The organism is Paracoccus yeei ATCC BAA-599 (genome assembly GCF_000622145.1).
GTDB lineage: Bacteria > Pseudomonadota > Alphaproteobacteria > Rhodobacterales > Rhodobacteraceae > Paracoccus > Paracoccus yeei.
Genome location: NZ_KK211402.1, coordinates 311363 through 330303, shown reverse-complemented (window position 1 = coordinate 330303; position 18941 = coordinate 311363). Strand labels below are relative to the sequence as shown.

Here is an 18941-nt window from a genome sequence, read left to right as displayed (position 1 = left end):
CAAATCATTTTGTGGGTCAGTTTTCCTGCGCTTCCGACCCACAAGCTAGTTTGAGGCGAACAAGTGATCCTCAAAACGCGTCCCGCCCTTCGCAGATGTTCAGCAACTCCGGGAAGGCCAGCACGGCGGGCCGCCTGCCGCTGGATGCGCGGATTTCGCGCAACAGCCCATTGTCGCGCACCAACCGCAGGATGCGCTTGGCGGTTGGTTCGGGAATGTCGGCCTGCGTGACGAAATCGGAGGCTACGAAGATCGGGCGGCTGAAGAACCAGTCCAGCGCACGCACCCCGTATTGCGAACGGGTCGCCTCGACCATCCAGTCCTTGCGCGCCGTGTAAAGCGCATGGATCGCCTGCGCCTTGGCCTGGTTCGTGCCCGCCTGTTCGATGATCGCACGCAAGAAAAACCCGCACCAGCCAGTCCAGTCGCCATCGCGCGACACGGCCAGCAGGCGGTCGTAATATTCGTCGCGGTGGCTTTCCAGATATTCCGACAGATAGAAATTCGGCGCCGACAACAGGCCTTTGGATTTCAGGAACAAGGGGATGATCAGCCGACCCAGCCGCCCGTTGCCATCCAGAAACGGATGGATCGCCTCGAACTCGGCATGCAGGATAGAAAGCTGGATCAGCGCATCGGGCGCGGCGGCGTGGATATAAGCCTCCCAGGCAGTCATCGCGTCGGGAAGCGCCTCGGCGGAACACGGGATGAAGCGGGCCTGCTCGATGGTGCAGCCTTCGGGGCCGATCCAGTTCGGGATACGGCGATACTCGCCCGGTGCCTTGTTGCGGCCGCGCACGCCCTGCATCAGGCGTTCGTGGGTCAACCGGATCAGGCGCTGCGACAGTGGCAAGTCCTCCAGCAGGTGCGAGGCCTCGGCCAAGGCGGCGCGATAGTTCAGCACCTCGTGGATGTCGGCCTTCTTGGCGGTGCTTTCATCGCCCGGCTCGCCCTCGGCCTCGAACTCCAGCACCTCGCCGATGGTGGCCTGCGTGCCCTCGATCCGGCTGGACAGCACGGCTTCCTGTGTGGTCAGGGGCGAGAGCAGGACATTCGGGTTGGGGATGCCGTGCAGCACGCCCTCATAGCGCGCGACGGCGGCATTGGCCGGGCCGATCAGCGGCAGAAGCTGCGGCCAGTCGAGCGCCCCTGGCGGGAACTGACCCTGATGATAGGCAACGGCCATCACGCCACCTCCCTAGCGAGGGTCTCTGCCTCGGCCACCCGCAACTCCCCCGACATCAGGCGCGGCAGCAGGAGGTCGCGGGTCTGAGCGAGGGTGCGGGATTCGGCGCGATTGGCCTCCATGAGGTCGAGATTCGCCGAAACCGCGCTGCGGAAAGCGTTCAACACATCAGCTGGAGGAATGACGATGCCGGTTGCTGCCACGGCCTCCGGTCTCACTGCAGGATAAGCCCCACCATCGGCTAGATGCGCCAGCCGGTCGATGTTCTCTGGTGACGTGGCTGCGCACCACACAAACGCTTTGTCCCTCAAGTTCTTCGGGCGAAGGGCTGCAAAGCCGGTGCTCCCGGTCAAACTGTCCTCGCCGATGTAGCAGAACGAGCCATTTCCGGGGCGAACGGTGCCAACGATGGTGTCGCCTGCACGAAGTACCCGTCTTGCTCGGCTCGGCGCGTCGGCCCAAGCGTATTCTTCTACCTTGTCGATGCTGCCCCACTTGGTGTTGGCCAAATCGACATATGACACGCGCGCAGGGGCATTTCTCGCGGTCCAGCTTTCTGGGTTGAGCAACGCAAGATCAATGAGCGTGCCGACCTCCCACCCCTCCGGCTTGCCCTCGGCGTCGAGGCGGTCGGGGAAGAGAGACCAGAGGTCAGGGGAGAGGTAGGGGGCGCGGCCTTCCATCCTGGCGCGGGTGGGGCCGAAATCGACGAACCAGTCGCGGAACAGCGCCCGCGCCATGGCCTCGAGCGTGGCGTTCATCTTCCGGTTCAACTCGATCTTGTCATCCAGCGCCCCGAGGGTGGCGGCAATGGCGCGTTGTTCGGGGAGCGGTGGCAAGTCAATCTTCATCCGCCCAAATGCCGACTTGTTCAGGATCGGCTGGGCGGAACCACTCGCTGATCCCCGGATTTCGTCCTTTCGGGCGCTTAGGTTGTAGTAAATGAACAAGGGGTCATGGTCGCTGCTGGCAATTACACTGTTGATCTGTTGGTTGGTCACGCAACGGCGAGCCGCTATTGCAGCTTTCCCCATATCGGAGCCGATGCAAGAGACCATTACTGCGCGCGCAGGTATGATCGAGTTTCGGACTTTGGCTGCGCCAGTGTCGGAAAGGTAGCGCGCCACGTCTTCAATGATCCGCTGCCCCTGCATGTCGCTTGGAGATACGAAGGGGATGTTTCCGCCATAGTTTTCCGGCTCGGAGGTTGCCGGAGTTTTCCCAGTTACGATCCTGCCCAACTGGTCCAGTGTGGAAAGCTGCCACCCCTCCTTCAAAGCCCAACCCCCGCCAGCCGCGCCCGGATGGTCGCCGTAAATTCCTCAGCCTCGGCGAACTGCGCCTCCAACAGCTCCTGCAAGGCAGCGAAGCGTTCGGCAAAGGGCGTCTCGTCCTCCTCTGCCGCCTCGGCCCCCACATAGCGGCCCGGGGTCAGGACGTGGCCGTGAGAGCGGATCTCCTCAAGGCTCGCCGATTTACAGAAGCCCGGAACGTCGGCATAGCCCTCGCCCAGCCGCCAGGCGTGGTAGGTGTCGGCGATGCGGGCGATGTCGGCGTCGGAAAACTCTTTCCGCGTGCGATCCACCATGAAGCCCAGCTTGCGGGCGTCAATGAACAGCACCTCGCCACGCCGGTCGCGCAGCTTGCGGTCGCGCGCGATGCCGTTCGACTTGTCCTTGGCCAGAAACCACAGGCAGGCCGGGATCTGGGTGGAATAGAACAGCTGCCCCGGCAGGGCGATCATGCAATCCACCACCTCGCCCTCGATCATCGCGCGGCGCATCTCGCCCTCGCCACTTTGTGTCGAGGACATCGAGCCATTGGCCAGCACCACCCCCGCCGTGCCGGTGGGCGACAGGTGGTGCAGGATGTGCTGCAGCCAGGCGAAGTTGGCGTTGCCCGCAGGCGGGATGCCGTATTTCCAGCGCCCATCCTCGCGCAGCCGCTCGCCACCCCAGTCCGAGATGTTGAAGGGCGGGTTGGCGAGGATCACATCGGCGCGCAGGTCGGGAAGTTCGTTCTTGTGGAAGGTGCCTTCGCTGTTCCAGCGGATGTCGGCGTCGATCCCGCGGACGGCCAGGTTCATCTTGCACAGCCGCCAGGTGGTGTAGTTGCTCTCCTGCCCGTAGATGGCGATGTCGCCCAGACGGCCGCCGTGGGCCTCGACGAACTTTTCCGACTGCACGAACATGCCGCCCGAGCCGCAGCAGGGGTCATAGACGCGGCCTTTGTAGGGTTCCAGCATCTCGACCATCGTGCGGACGACCGACCGGGGGGTGTAGAACTCGCCGCCCCGCTTGCCTTCGGAGCCCGCAAACTGGCCGAGGAAGTATTCATAGACCCGGCCCAAGAGGTCGCGCGCCTTGTCCTTGCCTTCGCCCAGCGCGATGCCCGAGATCAGGTCGATGAGTTCGCCCAGCATGACGGCGTTGAGGGCGGGGCGGCCATAGTCCTTGGGCAGGACGCCCTTTAGCGAGGGGTTCACCTTTTCGATGGCGATCATCGCCTCGTCGATCAGTTTGCCGATCGTGGGCTGCTTGGCATTGGCCTGCAGATGCGACCAGCGCGCCTCCTGCGGCACCCAGAAGATGTTGTCGGCGAGGTATTCATCCGGGTCCTCGGCGCCCTCGGGGTATTCGGTCAGCAGCGCCTGGCGTTTCATCTCGAACCCGTCCGAGATGTGCTTGAGGAAGATCAGGCCGAGGGCGACGTGCTTGTAATCCGACGGCTCCATGTTGCCGCGCAGCTTGTCGGCGGCTTTGAAAAGGGCGGCTTCAATGCCGAGGTCGGAGCCATTGTCGATTGATGCCATTGTGAAATCTGCCCCCCGGTAAGTCTTTTCCAGACGGTATTTCAGCCGGAGGGCGAAATCCAGCCGCTAACAGCGGCTTGGCGGGGTTCTTTCCCACGGCTTTGCCTTCGGCATCGCCCCTGTCACCTCGACCTCGCGCAGCATCCCGCCTGCGATTAGCCCCTCCCGGACCCAGCCCAGCGCCTGCCACCAGTCGTCATAGCCGCGACGGGCAGCGTCGATCTGCTGCGGGTGGGGCGAGAAGGTGACCGGGCAGGCCAGGATGTCGATGGTCTTCCATGTCGCTCGGGCACCCGCGCCACGCACCCGGATGCGCTCGGTGCCGACGACGATGGCGCCCGCATGCGTCCCATGCTGGTTCTGCTTGACGATGGTCGGCACGCAGCGCGGGATGGCGCCCGGCATCCAGTCGGGGGTCAGACCTGCGCGGGCCAGTTCGGCGACGCGGATCGCCATGCGTTTCCCGCCGAGGATGTCGGGGATCCCGGCGACGGTGGCGGCGATCACCTCGGCGTCCTCGTGGGTGTAGCCGCCGATCTTGTGCTGGCCGCCGTCGATCTTGCAGCCGAGCACGGCGCGCTGCAGCAGGACGTATTCCAGGCCGAAGCCGAACCCTTCCTCGGTGACGTCCGGGGGCAGGGGCAGTTCCAGCTGCGCCTGTTCGATCCGGAACGCCCATTCCAGCGCCGCCTGCACGCCCAGCGCGCGCTTGATCCTGGTGCCTCTGACGCGGCCGTGGAAACTCATCGCTGCAATCCTTCAAGGAAATCCATCTGCGCCGGGCGCTGGGCTGCATCCGTCGGCCGCCAGATCCACGGGCCCGAGGCCATGGGCAGCTGCGAGAGAGCGCCACGCATGTGCTGCTGCCAGAGGGTGAACTCCGTTGCCGAGCAGGCGCACAGCGCGTGCCCGATGGGCCAGCCCATCAGCCATCCGACGAAGAGCGGGTTCAGCCGCCGCCGCGACCGGCCCTTCAGGATCCGCCGCGAGACGGCGCGCCCATGCGAGGCAATCATCGAAGCCCAGAGCGGGCGCGAGATCGGGGCGTGCGGCAAGGACCGCGGCCCATCGGGCGAGGTCGCCGGGGCCGGGGGGGTGAAGCCCTGCTCCGCCCGGTAGTGCAGCAGATCCATCCGGGATTTGCCGTCGCTGCGGGTGACGCTGGCCTCCGAACTGCCCTTCCAGTTCTGTGCTGCCGGGGTCGGCCAATGGTTCGGCAGGGCCTTCGCGATGCACAGTGCCAGCGCCTCCGCCTTCCGCGTGAACCGAAGGTCCGCGACAGCGAATTCGCTGTTCCCGGCCGGGTTGTAGCGGCCGGTGCCGGGATGCAGGCTCATTGGTGTGGGCCAGGATGAAGATGCGCAGCCGCTCATGCGGCGCGCCGACCTCTGCCGCCGAGAACAGGCCCGCCGCAGGCGAATAGCCCAATCCCCAAAGCTCTCGCAGGACGGTTTCAAGGCCGAGAGTGACGTGACCGGCGACGTTTTCGAGGAAGACCCATTCGGGGCGGAGCTCAAAGATGACGCGGGCGACATCAGGCCAGAGATGGCGGGGATCGTCGGCGCCGCCGCGCTTTCCGGCCGCGCTGAAGGGCTGGCAGGGATATCCAGCCAGCACCGTGTCGAAGGCGCCGCGGAAAGGGCGGGCGTCGAAGCTGCGCAGGTCGGTCCAGATCGGGGCCGGGGCGAAGTAGCCTGCGCGCTGGGCGGCAATGAGGACGGCGCGGGGCCAGTCCTCCCATTCGACGAAGGCGCGGGTGTGATAGCCGGGTTCGGCGAGCATGAGGCCCAGATCAAGGCCTCCGCCGCCAGCGCAGAGGGACAATCCGTGCCGGGGACGAAGCACCATGCCATTCACCGCACCCCGCGCTCGCGCAGGCGTTCGGCTGTCACCAGCCCCCGGGCCAGCATGGCATCGCGCATCGTGTTGCTGATCGCGCTGACCGGCAGGTAGCGGTCGGAGTTGACCAGATCGGCGTAGAAGGCGGGCAGGTCGGTGATCGGCTTCGCGGCCGGGGCAGGGGCCGCCTTGGGCTTCCGGCGCTTCCGGCCTGCATCCTCGACCTTGCGCCCTGCTGCACGCTGCATGGCGCGGTCCAGTGCCTTCGGCCCATCGGGCGGTTCGGGATGCTCCTCGCGGGAGGCCTCAGCCGCAGCGATGATCTCCGCCTCGGTCAGGCCGAGTTCGTCGCGCCAGCGCTGGACGTGCAGCCGGGGCGGCCAGCCTTGCCACCAGCCGGGCAGGGCCGCGGGGTCGAGGCCCAGCGCCGCGAGCAGGTCCCCGAAAACCTCATCGGAAATCGCTTCGCGCGCCTGCGCGCCCTCCTCCTCCTTTACTGGTTTACTTAGAGGTTCCCTTACAGGGTTAGTGTCCGAAATCCGGACACGGCTTCCGGCATTTTCCGGACACGGGTCGGCCGGAAAATCGGACACGGGCCTCGCGTCATCCCCATGTCCGAAATCCGGACACGGCAAGGCATCGGCCACGCCACCGCCAGCACAAGCATCGGCACCGTCGAGCCTTTCTGCGCCGCCATCGTCCCCGTGTCCGATTTCCGGACACGGCACCACAGCCACAGGTGTGAAGCCCGGCTCGAACCCCAGGATGTAGCGGGTGGGCAGCTGGCGCTTGGTCACGGGGTCGAGCCGCGGCACACGCCGCAGCAGGCCCACGGCTTCGAGTTGACCAAGGTGATCGTTCAACGTCGACCGGCTGATCTCGCAGTCATGTGCCAGCCGATCCTGCGAGGGGAAGCAGCCGAAATCCGGGTTGAACCGGTCGCAGAGGTGCCAGAGCACGATCTTGGTTGTGGGCTTCAACCCGCGCTGCTTGATGGCCCAGTTGGTGGCATCGTGGCTCATGGCGCGGGCCTCCGCGTGGCTGGGGCGATGCGCGTGGTGAAGCCATGATCGGCGAGCGCGCCCAGCGCGTCGTCGAGACTTCTCACCAGCGCCCAGCCGAACCCCTGCGCCTGCACCGCATCGCGGAATGACTCCTGCTCAGGCCGCAGCCGACCCTTCGGGGCTTTCAGCTCGAGAAACAGGACGCGGCCGTCAGAGAGCACCATCAGGTCGGCGAACCCGGCATGGACGCCCATGCCGACAAGGATCGCCTGGCGCTTCGCCCCGCGGTACCCGGACTCGGTCACCTCGTTGGCGCAGTGATGGATGATGGCCGAGCGGGGCAAGGCAATGCGAAGCGCCTGCACGACGGCGCGCTGAAGGTCGGCCTCGGGGGTCCCGCGGCGCTTCATCGCGTGGCCCTCCCTTGGTCTTCGCGCTGCGCCCGACGAACTGGCCGCCGCGCATCGACGACCACCAGCAGGCGCTGGGCATCGGCGCGTTCGCCCGGGGTCTCGCCATGTTGGACCAGCACGTTGCAGGCGAGCCGGATCAGGAGATCGCTGTGATGTGCGACATCGGCGAGGACGGCGCGGGCCTCGGCCACGCGGTCGGCTGGCCAGGCGGAACTGCGGGGGTGGATCGTCATGACCGCCCCCGCGTCTTGCGCACCGGGTGAGCCTGTTCCTGCGACCGGATCCACTCCTGGATGGCGGCGCGGCGATAGAAGATCTTTCGACCTATGCGTGTGCAGGGCGGACCCTGACGGCGGGCTTCCCACCGCGACAAAGTGTCTGTGGTCAAATCCAGTGCGCGGGCAAGCTGCTCGCGGCTGATCCAGTCGGCCAGGAGGTCAGGGACCTCCTCCACTGGGTCGTTTTGCATGTCCTTCATCGGCTGCTCCGTTCGCCTCGCGCCCCTCTGCCGGGGGCGGTTTCAGCGAAGCAGAACGTGAGGACCGGAAGACAGGCGGAAGGTGGAACTGGCCGCTATCTCCCAATTCCACCCCTTGTTTTATTGGACTTTCAGCGGATAGCGCGCGACGCGACAGGCGTTGCCGCAGCCTTCGCAGGGCATTCCAAGCGCCGCTTCCTGGCGACGATCCGCGCTTCGTCGACACCGCTCCGACAGCTTGGGGCTGATTGGGCGGCGCTGAGGCGGTTTCGCCGGTTTCGCAGGGACCGGAATTGCCGGAATGGACCATTCCGGTCGGGTTCCGACGGTTCTGGATGATATCCACAAGTTCTTTTTTTGTTCTGGTGCGCCAGTGCAGGATTCTGGTTGATCGTTCGCCTTCAGGATGCGTAGATTCGTGGTTGAGCAGAACATAAGAATCGACAAGGCAACCGAAGCCAGGTGCCGCCCCTCTTGGGGTGGGGTGCCCAATTACAGGCAGTTTTCCTCGACGACGTGGGCTGCAGCCAGTCCACCCGCGTGCTTGGCACGGCGGGTTTTTGTAACCCGCAGTCCGACGGCCCTGGCCGAAGGATGCCGTATGTCTGAGAGGAGTTCGTTCATGCCTTTGCCGCCCGTCGCCTTCTATTCCATCTACGAAATTGCTGTGCGCTGGGGCTGTCCCCCGGCCGATGTCGCGGGCTGGGCGGCAGAGGGCCATCTGAAGGTTGTCGCAGGCATTCCGCCCGTCAGATGTGGGGATGAAGTCGTGGGGGGCTTGGTCGAGGTGCCTATCGCCGAATTGATGTGCATGTTCAGGCGGTTTGGGCCGAGCGACGATATCGGCCGATTGAGGCGCGTTCTCAAACCCGGCAGCGCGACATGGGCGCACGTGACCGAACCTTCGGATGGCCTCCCGATCCGCTCGTCAGACCTGCTGGTGGCATCGGGGTCGTTGCTGCAATTCGAAGAAGAACGCGATCTGCTGCGCCGCCCGGCCTCCACCATCGGCGCCAGCCCGCGTTACGATTGGGATGCGATGTACGCATGGCTGACGTGGTTCATCTTCGAAAAGGGCGTTCCGGAAACCCAGACCGCTCTGGTCTCGCTGGTGCAGGACTGGTTCGTCCAGAATTCGAAGTCGGGCGAGGTGCCGGATGAAAGCACCATCCGCAAACGGCTGAGCTCTCTCTGGCGCAAGTTGCGCGGCGAGGAAACCGTGTGAAGATCAGGCCGATTTCGGCAGGTCGGCCCCGTCCTGCGCCGCGTCATGCACGAGGCGCGGCCGCGGGCGCAGCAGGCTGGCCACCGTGTCGACGCCCGCCCGCAGGGGGGAATCCATCAAGTGCGCGTAGCGCTGGGTGGTCTGCATTTGGCTGTGGCCCAAGAGCTTGCCGATTATTTCCAGCGATGCGCCGCCACTGACCAGAAGCGAGGCGAAGGTGTGGCGCAGGTCATGGATGCGAACGTCGGCCAGCCCGGCGTCCTTCTGCACCTTGGCCCAGAAGCGGCGGATTTCACGCACCGGCTGGCCAACCGTGTCGCCGGGGAAGAGCCACGGATTGCCGCTCGGCACCGCCCGCAGACGCAGGCGCACGATGGCTGCGACGTCCTGCGAAATCGGCACACGGTGGATCTTGCGCTGCTTGGTGGTCGAGGCGGGTTTCGACCAGATGGCATAGTCGAGGTTGAACTGTTCGAACCGCGCGGTCCTGACCTCGCCCACCCGCGCGCCGGTCAGCATGCACATGCGGATGATCGCCGCGGCGCGCTGATCCTCGGCAGCATCCAGCACGGCCGCCAGCCGGGTCAGTTCCTCGGGAGACAGGAACCGTTCGCGCGCATGCTCGATGCGCCGATGGAACCCCTGTGCGGGGTTGTCCGTCCGCCATTCCCATTCCATGGCCAGCGTGAACATCTTGCGCAGCACCTCGCCCATGCGGTTGGCGCGGATCGGGGTGGGCTTGTGACCCTGCAGCTTGCGCGCCCGGTTGTTGGGCTTTGCCTTGCTGGGACGTGGCCGCCCCTCGGCAACGAAATCGAGGAACTTCGCGACATCGGACTTGGTGATCTCCGTCACCAGCCGGTTGCCCCAGGCGGGTTCGACCATCTTCTTCAGCATCGACACCTGGTCGCCCGCATTGGTCTTGGCCAGTTTCGGCAGATGCTCGGCGATGTAGCGGTCGATCATGTCTGTGACATGCGGGGCCCCGCGCCAATCGTCGCGGGCCGCCAGAGGATCCTGCCCCTCGTCGATGGCGCGGCGCAGTTCCTTGGCACGTTCGCGCGCGGCCGTGACGCTCCACTCCGGCCACCGCCCGATGGTCATCCGCCGCTGCCGCCCGGCATGCCGGTAGTCGATGGTAAAGGTCCGCGCGCCCGAGGCCTGCACCCGGGCGGCGAAGCCGATCACCTCCGTGTCGAATATCTGATAGCTGACGCCGGGCTTCGGCTCCGCCTCGCGCAGGGTTTTCTCATTCAGTTTCAGTCTCTTGACCATCCATCACGCCTCCTTGCCCGACGACACAGGCGTAGACCCGCGCCACTATCAAGTCGGACCACGGGGCGGCGGCCGGAATACAGGCGGAAGGTGGAATTGAAGGCCGGGTGACAATTCCTAAAAAAGAAAAACAAGGTGTTAGGTGAATTTGCCCAGCGCACGGGGGGGGGAACAGACGGACGCTCGCCCCCTCCTGCGCCGATGGTTTGATCGGAGGCCGCGCAAGAGGTAATCCTGTCGGCACACCCCAAACACGAAACTTCCATGCCCAGCGCCAAGCCACCAAGAAACCTGACGCCCGTGCTGTGCCGGCGCCTGCAAGCCGAAATGCTGAAGGCCTGCGAAGCCGTCGCCGCTCGTCATGGCCTAGTGGTCGAGCCGCGCGACATCACCGGCGCCGACCTGCGCTGGGGGTTCGATGCCACCTTCCGCGTCTCGATCCCCCTGCCGGATAGCAGCGCTCTCGATCCCGAGCGGCTTCGGTTCGAGGCGCTGTCCGAGGCCTTTGGGCTTTCCCCCGCCGATTACGGCCGCCAGTTCAGCACCGGGCGCGAGCAGTTCCGCATCACCGGCATCGACCCCCGCCGCCCGAAATACCCGGTGTCAGCCGAGCGGATCCCAGATGGCCAGCAGTTCAAGTTCACCGCAGAACAGGTCTCATTGTTGCTGCAGCACGGGATGAAGGATGTGACGCCGAAGGGGTAGGGGCGGAGAGTTGCCCATGGACGAAGCCGCTCGCGCGGCAATGGCGCGTGTGGCGGGCGTTGCGCGCTGATCTGACTCTTGTGCATTTGGGAATGGACGATCCTGCCTGACGATTGGGGCCTTCTCAATCATCAGACAGGAGGCTTCCATGACAGAGGAGAGCGTAAGCCCGCTACGCCAGCGGATGATCGAGGACATGCGCATCCGCGGGATGGGCGACAAGGCGCAGAAGTCCCACATCCGGGCCATCAAAGATTTCGCGGCCTTTCTCGGGCGGTCACCCGATAGGGCGACGCCGGAGGATCTGCGCGCCTATCAGCTTCACATGACGGATACCGGGGTCACGCCGTCGACTTTCAACACGCGCATCGTGGCGCTTCGGTTCTTTTTCGGCATGACCTGCGGGCGGGAGGAGATGAAGCGCTACATGCAGTTTCGCACCGAACCGCGCAAGCTGCCGGTAGTCTTCAGCGTCGAGGAGGTGTCCGACATCCTGATGGCGGCGCCGGGGCCCGGGCTCAAGTATCGGGCGGCGCTCAGCATCTCCTACGGCGCAGGGCTCAGGGCCGCCGAGGTCTGCAATCTCAAGATCGGCGACATCGACAGCGACCGGATGCTGATCCATGTCGAGCAGGGCAAGGGCCAGAAGGACCGCAAGGTCATGCTGTCGCCCGGATTGCTGGAGTTGCTGCGTGCTTGGTGGCGCGAAGCACGTCCCGAAGGCTGGCTGTTTCCCGGCAAGCCCAGGATCAACCCGATCTCACCGCGCCAGCTGAACCGGGCCTTCACCTCGGCCAAGCACATGGCCGGCGTCAGGAAGCCCGCCACCTTGCACACGTTGCGCCATAGCTTCGCCACGCACCTGCTGGAGGCCAATACCGATGTGCGCGTGATCCAGGTGCTGCTCGGGCATGCCAAGCTGACGACGACCGCCCGATACACCCACGTGGCAACCAAGACGATCCGGGATACCGTCAGTCCCTACGAGATGCTGGCCAGGTTGCAGGATCAGACGGTGAAGCGAAGTCTGGAGTGACCGGACGCCGGGGTGCCCCGGCCGAAGTTGGAGATCGCTGACATCTTTCGCGCCCATGGTTCCACGTGGCGGCGGGCCAATGCCGGGCATGTTAGCCTCTCCCAGCTCAAGGTCATGTCGGCCATCGAGGCCTGCCGGACCGAGGCGTTCGGCGGGCATGTGGCGGGATGCACAAAGTGCGGCCACCAGCATGTCGCGTATAACAGCTGCAAAAACCGGCACTGCCCGAAGTGTCAGGGACCGGCGGCGCGCGACTGGATGGAGGCACGGGCCGAGGACCTGCTGCCGGTGGAATACTTCCACGTCGTCTTCACGATGCCGGCCGAGATCGCGCAGATCGCCTATTGGAACAAGAAGGCGATCTATGGCCTGCTGTTCAAGGCGTCGGCAGAGACCGTCATGACCATCGCGGCCGACGCCAAGCGCATGGGCGCGCGGGTGGGTATGACCAGCGTCCTTCATACCTGGGGATCGGCGCTGACACACCACCCGCACATCCACATGATCGTCCCCGGCGGTGGCCTGTCGCCAGACGGCGCCAGGTGGGTCGCCTGCAAACCAGGGTTCTTCCTGCATGTGCGGGTGCTGTCACGGCTGTTTCGACGCCTGTTTCTGGAAGGGCTGATGGATTTGCACCGCGCAGATCAGCTCACTTTCTTCGGAGATATGGCGAGGCTCGCGGACAATGCAGCTTTTGCCACCTGGCTGAGCCCGTTCCGCAAATCCGAATGGGTGGTCTACGCCAAGCCTCCCTTCGGCGGGCCGGAGGCGGTGCTGGCCTATCTGAGCCGCTACACGCACCGCGTCGCCATTTCGAACGCACGCCTGGTCAGTGCCGATGCCCATACCGTGGCCTTCCGTTGGAAAGATTACCGCGTCAAATCCGGCGGCCGGCAAAAGGTCATGCGGCTGGCCACGCCCGAGTTCATCCGCCGCTTCGTGATCCACGTCCTGCCCGATGGCTTCCATCGCATCCGGCATTATGGCCTGCTGGCCAGTTCGACCCGCAAGGCCAACATCAGAATGATCCGCGCCTTGCTCTGCGTCCAGCGTCCCGAACAGGTCACCGCGCCAGGACCCCATACCGAGATCATCCCACTCACCCTGCGCGAACCATGTCCCTGTTGCGGCGGACCCATGCGCATCATCGAGATCTTCCGGCGCGGCCAGAAACCGATGTCGCGCGCCCCACCGAGGGAGCAGGCAGCATGACATATCGCCCGTCATCCGTCACGAGACAGCACCGGCTACACTCCGCTGACCCGGTCCGAACAGCGCGTGCTCGCTTACTTCCAACGCGACTCAAGGCGCCAGTATCTCCAGAACGCGCAGCATCGTCGGGATCATCAGCCGGGTTTGAGACCGTATCCGGCGCCTGCCTCGCCATTCGTAGCACCCCGGATGCAGCCGCCGCCGCGACCGTCCGCGCTCTTTCCCCATAGCCTGATCCAAGGCCCCCGCGGCTTCCACCTTGGGAGGTTTTCCAACGCGGGTCGTGGCCGCGCGAGTACGCAGCGTTCCGCCGCGACCCGCATCAGAAAACCTTCACCAGAGCTGCCGTTCGACTTCATTGCAACGAAGGTCCACTTGGAGCCCAGACTCACCGATGCTGCGGGGCGCGCGAATGTCGGCTTTCGTTCGGCGCGTCGCACCATGATGGAGTTAGTCAGCTTCCACCAAGTCACTCCGGGCATCGCGGATGATCATCCACGACGAATGCAGGAAAAGCCCCGCGATCGCGAACGCGACGATCAGGTCGGGCCATGCACTGCCAAGCCACGCGACCAGCCCGGCGGCGATGACCACGGCGAGGTTGCCGATGGCGTCGTTGCGAGAGAACAGCCAGACGGCTCGCATATTGGCATCACCCTTGCGGTGCTTTAGCAGCGGCAGCACCGCGAGGATGTTTACGATCAGCGCACCTACCGCGAAGGCTCCCATCAACCCGGCTTCTGGCGTGGTCTGGTTGAGGACACGCCAGAGCGTGCTGCCGACAACGCCAAGGCCCAGAAGGCCCAGAAACACGCCTTGGATCATCGCCGACCGCGCCCGCCATGTCAGGCTCCAGCCGATGGCGAGCAGGCCCAGAAACGTGATCGCACCATCGCCCAGAAAATCGAGCGCGTCTGCCTTCAGCGCCTGCGAACCGGACAAGAACCCGCCGAACATTTCGACCACGCCGTATCCGAGATTGAGCGCGACCACGATCCAGAGCGCGCGGCGATAGCTCGGGTCCTTGTAGGCCGGATCGGACGATGTATCGCCGTCCTCGATCTTCTCGAAACCGTAGCCGGTCGCGTCGAGCGCGGGCCGCACTTTCGGCAGATCGCCGTCCGCGATCCGCAATGTCATGATGTGGGTGGCGGCGGACACTTTCACGTCGCCTTCGGCCACGCCCGCAGACCGGGCCGCGCGCTCGATCTCGGCGGCATCTTTCGCGCAGTCCATGCCTTGCACTCGCATTCGGATCGGGGAGGAGGCTGTCGCCAACTTGCTGTTATCGGGCTGGCTCATGTGCGATCCTTTTTGTGGTGGCGGGCGAAAAGGTACGCTGCTAACGTATCAGTGGATAATGATATGACAGCGCAAAACATTCAAGACGATCTTTCGGCACCCGATACACTGGAACTGCGGGCAAAGCTCTTCCGGGGCCTAAGCGATCCCAGCCGTCTGACGATCCTCGATGCGCTGGTGTCGGAAGAACGCAACGTGCAGGAAATCGTCGGGCATACGGGTTTGGGTCAGCCCAACGTCTCGAACCATCTGCGCTGTCTGCTGGAATGCGGGCTGGTCAGTCGCCGCAGCAAAGGCCGCTTCGTTCGGTATCGTCTCGCGGACAGGCGGGTCGCCGATCTCATCCGTGATGCAGATCAGCTACTTGCCTCGACAGCCAACGGAGTTGATGCCTGCCAAAGCTATACGGACTAACCGGCGCGACCTGCTGCAATGTCCTATCGGTGCGCCAAACCTGAAGCAGCCATCTGCGCATCCGCAGCGAATGCACCCTTTGTTCGCATTGCTGACCTACATCCTTTGCGCAGCGACCGTCCGCTCTCCGCCCTTCGCGTCGAGACCGATCCAAGGGATGTAGGGATGGCTTTCGCGTTCGATGAACATCGCTTGTCAACGTCTGGTCAACCCGCGAATGCGTCCCTGTGCGCACGTTGATCCGTCCAAATCCGGCGAGAAGCGCCGATAGTTCTCGAAATTGTCTGCCGTCTCAAAGGCTTGCACGTTAAGTCTCTGAATAGAAAAGAGTCATGAGAATCAAAGAGTTCGGCTCATAACCTGAAGGCCGCAGGTTCAAATCCTGCCCCCGCAACCAAAAATGCCAAATATATCAAACGCTTGGAACCCGACGTAGACCGTCGGGTTTTTGGTGTTCCAGTTTACATCAACGCCACATCAACACCCAGCCAGAAAAACCGCAACAGCACGCATAAGCACGCAGTCGCAGGCAGCGGCAGGCAACTCGCAGTTGCGCGCGGTTCCGGTTCCCGCCATCATCACCCCGTGTTTCTCTCGACGGTGGATTGAAGATGAAGGATTTGGGGCCGGGTTTCCCTTGATCAGCCCCACCTGAGTGGTCCAAGTTAAAAGTTAGTGCATGACGGGCCTTTGGTCCATCGGGACGATGGTTTCCGGGGCCGGTGGGCGGTAGCCCAATGCGCTGTGTGGTCGTTTCGTGTTGTAATGCTTCCTCCATTGCTCGATCAGGATCTGTGCCTCGCGGAGGCTGTAGAAGACCTCCCCGTTCAGCATTTCGGTCTTAGGTAGCAAACGCACCAAATTGCCGACTGGATCGGGGGCATGACGTTTGTTCCAATGTCGGCATGTCCGAACCTTTGGTGATCCAGACGTTGACGCAGAAGCGCGCCGAGATACTCGGCCGGATCAAGGCCTATGAGGCGCAAATCGCCCAGGCCAGACACGACCTGGCGCATGTGAACGCGACGATCGAACTGTTCGCCGCTCCAGAGCGGCAGCGGGTGCGGTATATGGTCAGCCATGGCTTCTTCAAGAAGGGCGAGATCACCGACATCTGCGTCCGCCATCTCGACGTCGACGGGGAGATGACCACGCGCGAGCTCGCCGAGCGCGTCATGGCCGAACGGGATCTCGAGATCTCGGATACCGCCCTGAGGAACTCTGTGGTGTTCAAGGTGGTTCAGGCGCTGCGCCATGCCAAGCGCCGAAAGCTCGTCCGTATGGTGGAGAAGCGCAAGGGGATGTGCTTGTGGGCTGCAGGCGACGCTGTCACGCTGCGCGTCGTTGCCAGTATCCCTTCCACGCCCGGCTGACCGGCACGGCAAGCGCCCCGCCGATCAGGCGATCTGCCAGACATCCGTTGCTTTCCTCCCGGTGATCCTCGAGCCAGGCGGCATGGGTTGCGTAGGCATCGAGATACCGCCCTTCAACCCTCAGATGCTGGCCGCCGATCATCCGTCTCAGCCGCGAGAAGTAGCTCTCGGCGCCATTTGTGTGAGCACCATTCAGACTGTAAGCCTCTGAATGATTGATTCTTTGCATGTCGAAATCGGGCTCCAGAAGATCCCGGTGCGTGCCCTCGTCGGCCGAAACGACGGTGCCGGAGGCGGTCTGCTCCCTGACGAAGTCGACACCCTGGGCCTCGCGCAGAAAGGTCCGTGTGACTGTTCGGCCGCCGCGTTGGCGCAGCACGACCACCACGCGGCGTTTGCCGCTGCGGTTGCCGAGCAGCCGCCGATCGACACGCTCCTCCCGCAGGTTGGCGGGCCGGACATGACCACCAAAGGCAGCTCCGTCCACCTCCACCTCGCTCGTCAGGCGCATATCCCGGGTCTCGGCCGTCATCGCCTCGCGGAGTTTGTGCATCAGCACGAACGCCGTCTTGTGCTGCACGTCCAGATCGCGCGAGAGCTGGACGGCCGACAGCCCCTTGGCCGCGTTCACGAACAGGCAGATCGCGCCGAGCAGGTCGACGAAGGACAGCTTCCGCGACGCGAAGATGGTGCCGGACGTCACGCTGAACTGGCGATGGCAGGCTGCACATTTGAAACGCCGACGGGTCGTCAGGTCGTAGACATCAGCGCATCCGCAGGCCGGACAGACCGGCGCGCCGTCTGTCTCAGGCCAGCGCAGCCGGCAGAACCGGCGATAGGCGGCCTCCTCGCCATCGGAGAAAATCACCTTGAGCGAAAGTGTTCGTGCCGCCGCAGAGAGAAGAAAGTGCTGCGCCATGGAGGCCTCCAGAGCCATCATGTTCACATGATGTTCTCAAAAGCCCACTGCGTCAACGCTATGGTGCGTTTGCTCCTAAGACCGCAGACATTCGGCCCTGAGCCTGCCGTTGAAGCTCTCGATGAAGGCGTTCTGCTGTGGCTTGCCTGGGTCGATGGAGTGCCAGGGGACGGCGTTCTGGTCGGCCCACCTCAGGATGGCTCGACTGGTGAACTCGGTCCCCCTCCTCGGGGAAACGATCCCCCGGATCGTTTCCTGATCCTCGTCGATCGCTGACGATGCAAGCAGGCTTTGCGTAGATCCGCACCAGCGCATCCAGCTCTCGGGCGACACGAGCGCCCGAGATGCTGGTATCGGCGATCAGGCACAGGTTCTCGCGACAGCAATCGTCGATCACCGCCAGGATGCGGAACTTGCGCGAGGCGCCGAAGCTGTCCGCCAGGAAGTCGAGCGACCAGCGAGCGTGGGGATGCGCCGCCTGCGGCATCGGCGTGCGTGTGCCGCGGGCCCGCTTGCGCCCGCGTCGTCGCTTCACCGACAGTGTCGTCGGGAAAACAGTCCCCCGGACTGTTTTCAGATCCTCCTCCATCCTCCCGGTAGAGCCGATAGAGCTTCTTGTGGTTCATGATCATGCCCTTGCGTTCGAGCAGCACGCCGATCCGGCGATCTCCTTCATCTCCTCGCGGATCTCGGGGCTCGCCATTGGGCTCGAACCAATGGCGCCTTCAATGGCTCGCTCCGGCGGGCGTTCGCGCCGGACCGTCCTGGGATCGACACCGACAAGCCGGCAGGCCCGGCGCTGCGAGATATCGTGATCCCGCATCGCCCTGAGCGCTGCCTCTCGCCGCTTGGTCAGCGTCGTCAGTTCTTTCCCAGCAGGTCTTTCAGGACGACGTTGTCGAGCATCGTGTCGGCCAGCAGGCGCTTGAGCTTGGCGTTCTCGTCCTCCAGCGCCTTCAGCCTGGCGGCTTCGGAGACCTCCATGCCGCCATACCTGGCTTTCAGCTTGTAGAACGTCGCCGGGCTGAGACCATGCCTGCGGCACACCTCAGCCGTCGGCATGCCCGCCTCCTGCTCCTGGAGCATCCCGATTATCTGTTCATCGGGGCTTACGCGGCCCCACTGGGGCCACGGTCCCCTCTTCATCGGTGAAACGGCTCTTTCGCATTCGTCTGCTCCTTCAGGGTTGAGCAGACTCTACATCATGGTGCGGGACTTCGTGGGGGGCAGGTCAATCAGGCAGGGTTGCGACGGCACCTTGTCGTGATGCAAAGGCTGTGTGCGGGGGCGAATAAAGTTGCCTCGATTGTACCGGGACTGACCAAGGGGGCGTCACAGACGGGCGACCTAGGCTCCAGACCCATTGATTTCAATCTGTTATCGTGATTCAGGCTCTGCAAGGAGACCTGATCCATGAGCAATCTTTACTGGCTGACCGACGCCCAGATGAAGCGGCTCAAGCCGTTCTTTCCTAAGAGCCATGGCAAGCCCCGCGTCGATGATCGACGCGTTCTGAGCGGCATAATCTTCATCAATCGCAATGGCTTGCGCTGGTGCGATGTGCCGAAGGAATACGGCCCGGCCAAGACCCTCTACAACCGTTGGAAGCGCTGGAGCGACAATGGCGTCTTCGCCCGGATCATGGTGGGCCTTGCCGCCGAGAGCGCCGAGCACAAGACGATCATGATCGATGCAACCTACCTCAAGGCACACCGGACGGCATCAAGCCTGTGCGTGAAAAAGGGGGG

Annotated in this window: 19 protein-coding genes and 3 pseudogenes; 7 read left to right on the top strand and 15 right to left on the bottom strand. The window is 64.1% G+C overall.

Annotated features, from left to right (window positions below; all coding sequences use genetic code 11):
* Positions 1 to 70: 70 nt before the first annotated feature.
* The 10 genes and pseudogenes from BU28_RS0119350 to BU28_RS0119310 form a co-directional block, all read right to left on the bottom strand.
* Positions 71 to 1186 carry a Fic family protein gene (locus BU28_RS0119350; protein ID WP_028720881.1) on the bottom strand — a complete coding sequence of 372 codons (1116 nt, stop codon included), beginning with the start codon at positions 1184 to 1186 and terminating at the stop codon, positions 71 to 73.
* The gene (locus BU28_RS23900; RefSeq protein WP_158212796.1) at positions 1186 to 2463 is read right to left on the bottom strand and encodes a restriction endonuclease subunit S; all 1278 of its coding nucleotides are present in this window, start codon (positions 2461 to 2463) and stop codon (positions 1186 to 1188) included. Before BU28_RS23900 ends, BU28_RS0119350 begins: the two co-directional genes overlap by 1 nt.
* The gene (locus BU28_RS0119340) at positions 2460 to 3998 is read right to left on the bottom strand and encodes a class I SAM-dependent DNA methyltransferase (protein ID WP_028720880.1); all 1539 of its coding nucleotides are present in this window, start codon (positions 3996 to 3998) and stop codon (positions 2460 to 2462) included. The genes BU28_RS23900 and BU28_RS0119340 overlap by 4 nt, the downstream gene beginning before the upstream one ends.
* A gap of 66 nt (positions 3999 to 4064) precedes the next feature.
* Entirely contained in the window at positions 4065 to 4745 is a 681-nt protein-coding gene (locus tag BU28_RS0119335) for a hypothetical protein (RefSeq protein ID WP_028720879.1), read from the bottom strand.
* Positions 4742 to 5335, bottom strand: a complete 594-nt coding sequence (locus tag BU28_RS26545) for a hypothetical protein (protein WP_028720878.1) — start codon at positions 5333 to 5335, stop codon at positions 4742 to 4744. Before BU28_RS26545 ends, BU28_RS0119335 begins: the two co-directional genes overlap by 4 nt.
* Before the next feature lie 49 nt (positions 5336 to 5384).
* Positions 5385 to 5780 (bottom strand): annotated as a pseudogene (locus BU28_RS26540) (DNA cytosine methyltransferase); the annotation flags it as partial.
* A gap of 71 nt (positions 5781 to 5851) precedes the next feature.
* A complete protein-coding gene (locus BU28_RS0119325; RefSeq protein ID WP_028720877.1) occupies positions 5852 to 6859 on the bottom strand; it encodes a helix-turn-helix domain-containing protein in 1008 nt (335 codons plus the stop codon).
* On the bottom strand, positions 6856 to 7251 hold the full coding sequence (locus tag BU28_RS0119320; protein ID WP_028720876.1) for a VRR-NUC domain-containing protein: 396 nt from the start codon (positions 7249 to 7251) through the stop codon (positions 6856 to 6858). Before BU28_RS0119320 ends, BU28_RS0119325 begins: the two co-directional genes overlap by 4 nt.
* Entirely contained in the window at positions 7248 to 7487 is a 240-nt protein-coding gene (locus BU28_RS0119315) for a hypothetical protein (protein ID WP_028720875.1), read from the bottom strand. The genes BU28_RS0119320 and BU28_RS0119315 overlap by 4 nt, the downstream gene beginning before the upstream one ends.
* Positions 7484 to 7732, bottom strand: a complete 249-nt coding sequence (locus BU28_RS0119310; protein ID WP_028720874.1) for a helix-turn-helix transcriptional regulator — start codon at positions 7730 to 7732, stop codon at positions 7484 to 7486. The genes BU28_RS0119315 and BU28_RS0119310 overlap by 4 nt, the downstream gene beginning before the upstream one ends.
* 622 nt (positions 7733 to 8354) lie before the next feature.
* Here BU28_RS0119310 and BU28_RS0119305 point away from each other — a divergent pair.
* The gene (locus tag BU28_RS0119305; RefSeq protein ID WP_028720873.1) at positions 8355 to 8957 is read left to right on the top strand and encodes a hypothetical protein; all 603 of its coding nucleotides are present in this window, start codon (positions 8355 to 8357) and stop codon (positions 8955 to 8957) included.
* A gap of 3 nt (positions 8958 to 8960) precedes the next feature.
* On the opposite strand, the gene BU28_RS0119300 is transcribed toward BU28_RS0119305, so the two are convergent.
* Positions 8961 to 10232: a tyrosine-type recombinase/integrase gene (locus tag BU28_RS0119300; protein WP_028720872.1), complete on the bottom strand. Its 1272-nt coding sequence runs from the start codon at positions 10230 to 10232 to the stop codon at positions 8961 to 8963.
* A 264-nt stretch (positions 10233 to 10496) separates the two neighbouring features.
* Here BU28_RS0119300 and BU28_RS0119295 point away from each other — a divergent pair, with 264 nt between their 5' ends.
* From BU28_RS0119295 to BU28_RS0119285, 3 genes are all read left to right on the top strand, one after another.
* Positions 10497 to 10937 (top strand): hypothetical protein, encoded by a 441-nt coding sequence (locus BU28_RS0119295; RefSeq protein ID WP_028720871.1) that lies wholly within the window; start codon positions 10497 to 10499, stop codon positions 10935 to 10937.
* Between the two features lie 148 nt (positions 10938 to 11085).
* The gene (locus tag BU28_RS0119290; RefSeq protein WP_028720870.1) at positions 11086 to 11973 is read left to right on the top strand and encodes a tyrosine-type recombinase/integrase; all 888 of its coding nucleotides are present in this window, start codon (positions 11086 to 11088) and stop codon (positions 11971 to 11973) included.
* A gap of 12 nt (positions 11974 to 11985) precedes the next feature.
* Complete coding sequence (locus BU28_RS0119285) at positions 11986 to 13185, top strand: IS91 family transposase (RefSeq protein ID WP_028720869.1); 1200 nt, start codon at positions 11986 to 11988, stop codon at positions 13183 to 13185.
* 450 nt (positions 13186 to 13635) lie between these two features.
* Here BU28_RS0119285 and BU28_RS0119280 read toward each other — a convergent pair whose 3' ends face one another.
* Positions 13636 to 14487, bottom strand: a complete 852-nt coding sequence (locus tag BU28_RS0119280) for a cation diffusion facilitator family transporter (RefSeq protein ID WP_007803328.1) — start codon at positions 14485 to 14487, stop codon at positions 13636 to 13638.
* Positions 14488 to 14550: 63 nt separating this feature from the next.
* Here BU28_RS0119280 and BU28_RS0119275 point away from each other — a divergent pair, with 63 nt between their 5' ends.
* The gene (locus BU28_RS0119275) at positions 14551 to 14901 is read left to right on the top strand and encodes an ArsR/SmtB family transcription factor (RefSeq protein ID WP_028720868.1); all 351 of its coding nucleotides are present in this window, start codon (positions 14551 to 14553) and stop codon (positions 14899 to 14901) included.
* A gap of 672 nt (positions 14902 to 15573) precedes the next feature.
* On the opposite strand, the pseudogene BU28_RS23895 reads toward BU28_RS0119275, so the two are convergent.
* Positions 15574 to 15744 (bottom strand): annotated as a pseudogene (locus tag BU28_RS23895) (integrase core domain-containing protein); the annotation flags it as partial.
* Between the two features lie 62 nt (positions 15745 to 15806).
* On the opposite strand from BU28_RS23895, the gene BU28_RS0119260 reads away from it, so the two are divergent.
* Positions 15807 to 16274: a hypothetical protein gene (locus BU28_RS0119260; protein WP_028720867.1), complete on the top strand. Its 468-nt coding sequence runs from the start codon at positions 15807 to 15809 to the stop codon at positions 16272 to 16274.
* On the opposite strand, the gene BU28_RS0119255 is transcribed toward BU28_RS0119260, so the two are convergent.
* Positions 16231 to 17193 (bottom strand): IS1595 family transposase, encoded by a 963-nt coding sequence (locus tag BU28_RS0119255; protein ID WP_028720866.1) that lies wholly within the window; start codon positions 17191 to 17193, stop codon positions 16231 to 16233. The two genes, BU28_RS0119260 and BU28_RS0119255, sit on opposite strands and share 44 nt — an antisense overlap.
* Positions 17194 to 17277: 84 nt before the next feature.
* Positions 17278 to 18339, bottom strand: a pseudogene (locus BU28_RS25140) (transposase); the annotation flags it as partial.
* Between the two features lie 267 nt (positions 18340 to 18606).
* Between BU28_RS25140 and BU28_RS0119235 the strand changes: the two are divergent.
* Positions 18607 to 18941: IS5 family transposase (locus BU28_RS0119235; protein WP_028720862.1), on the top strand; the 335-nt coding region annotated here is incomplete at its 3' end.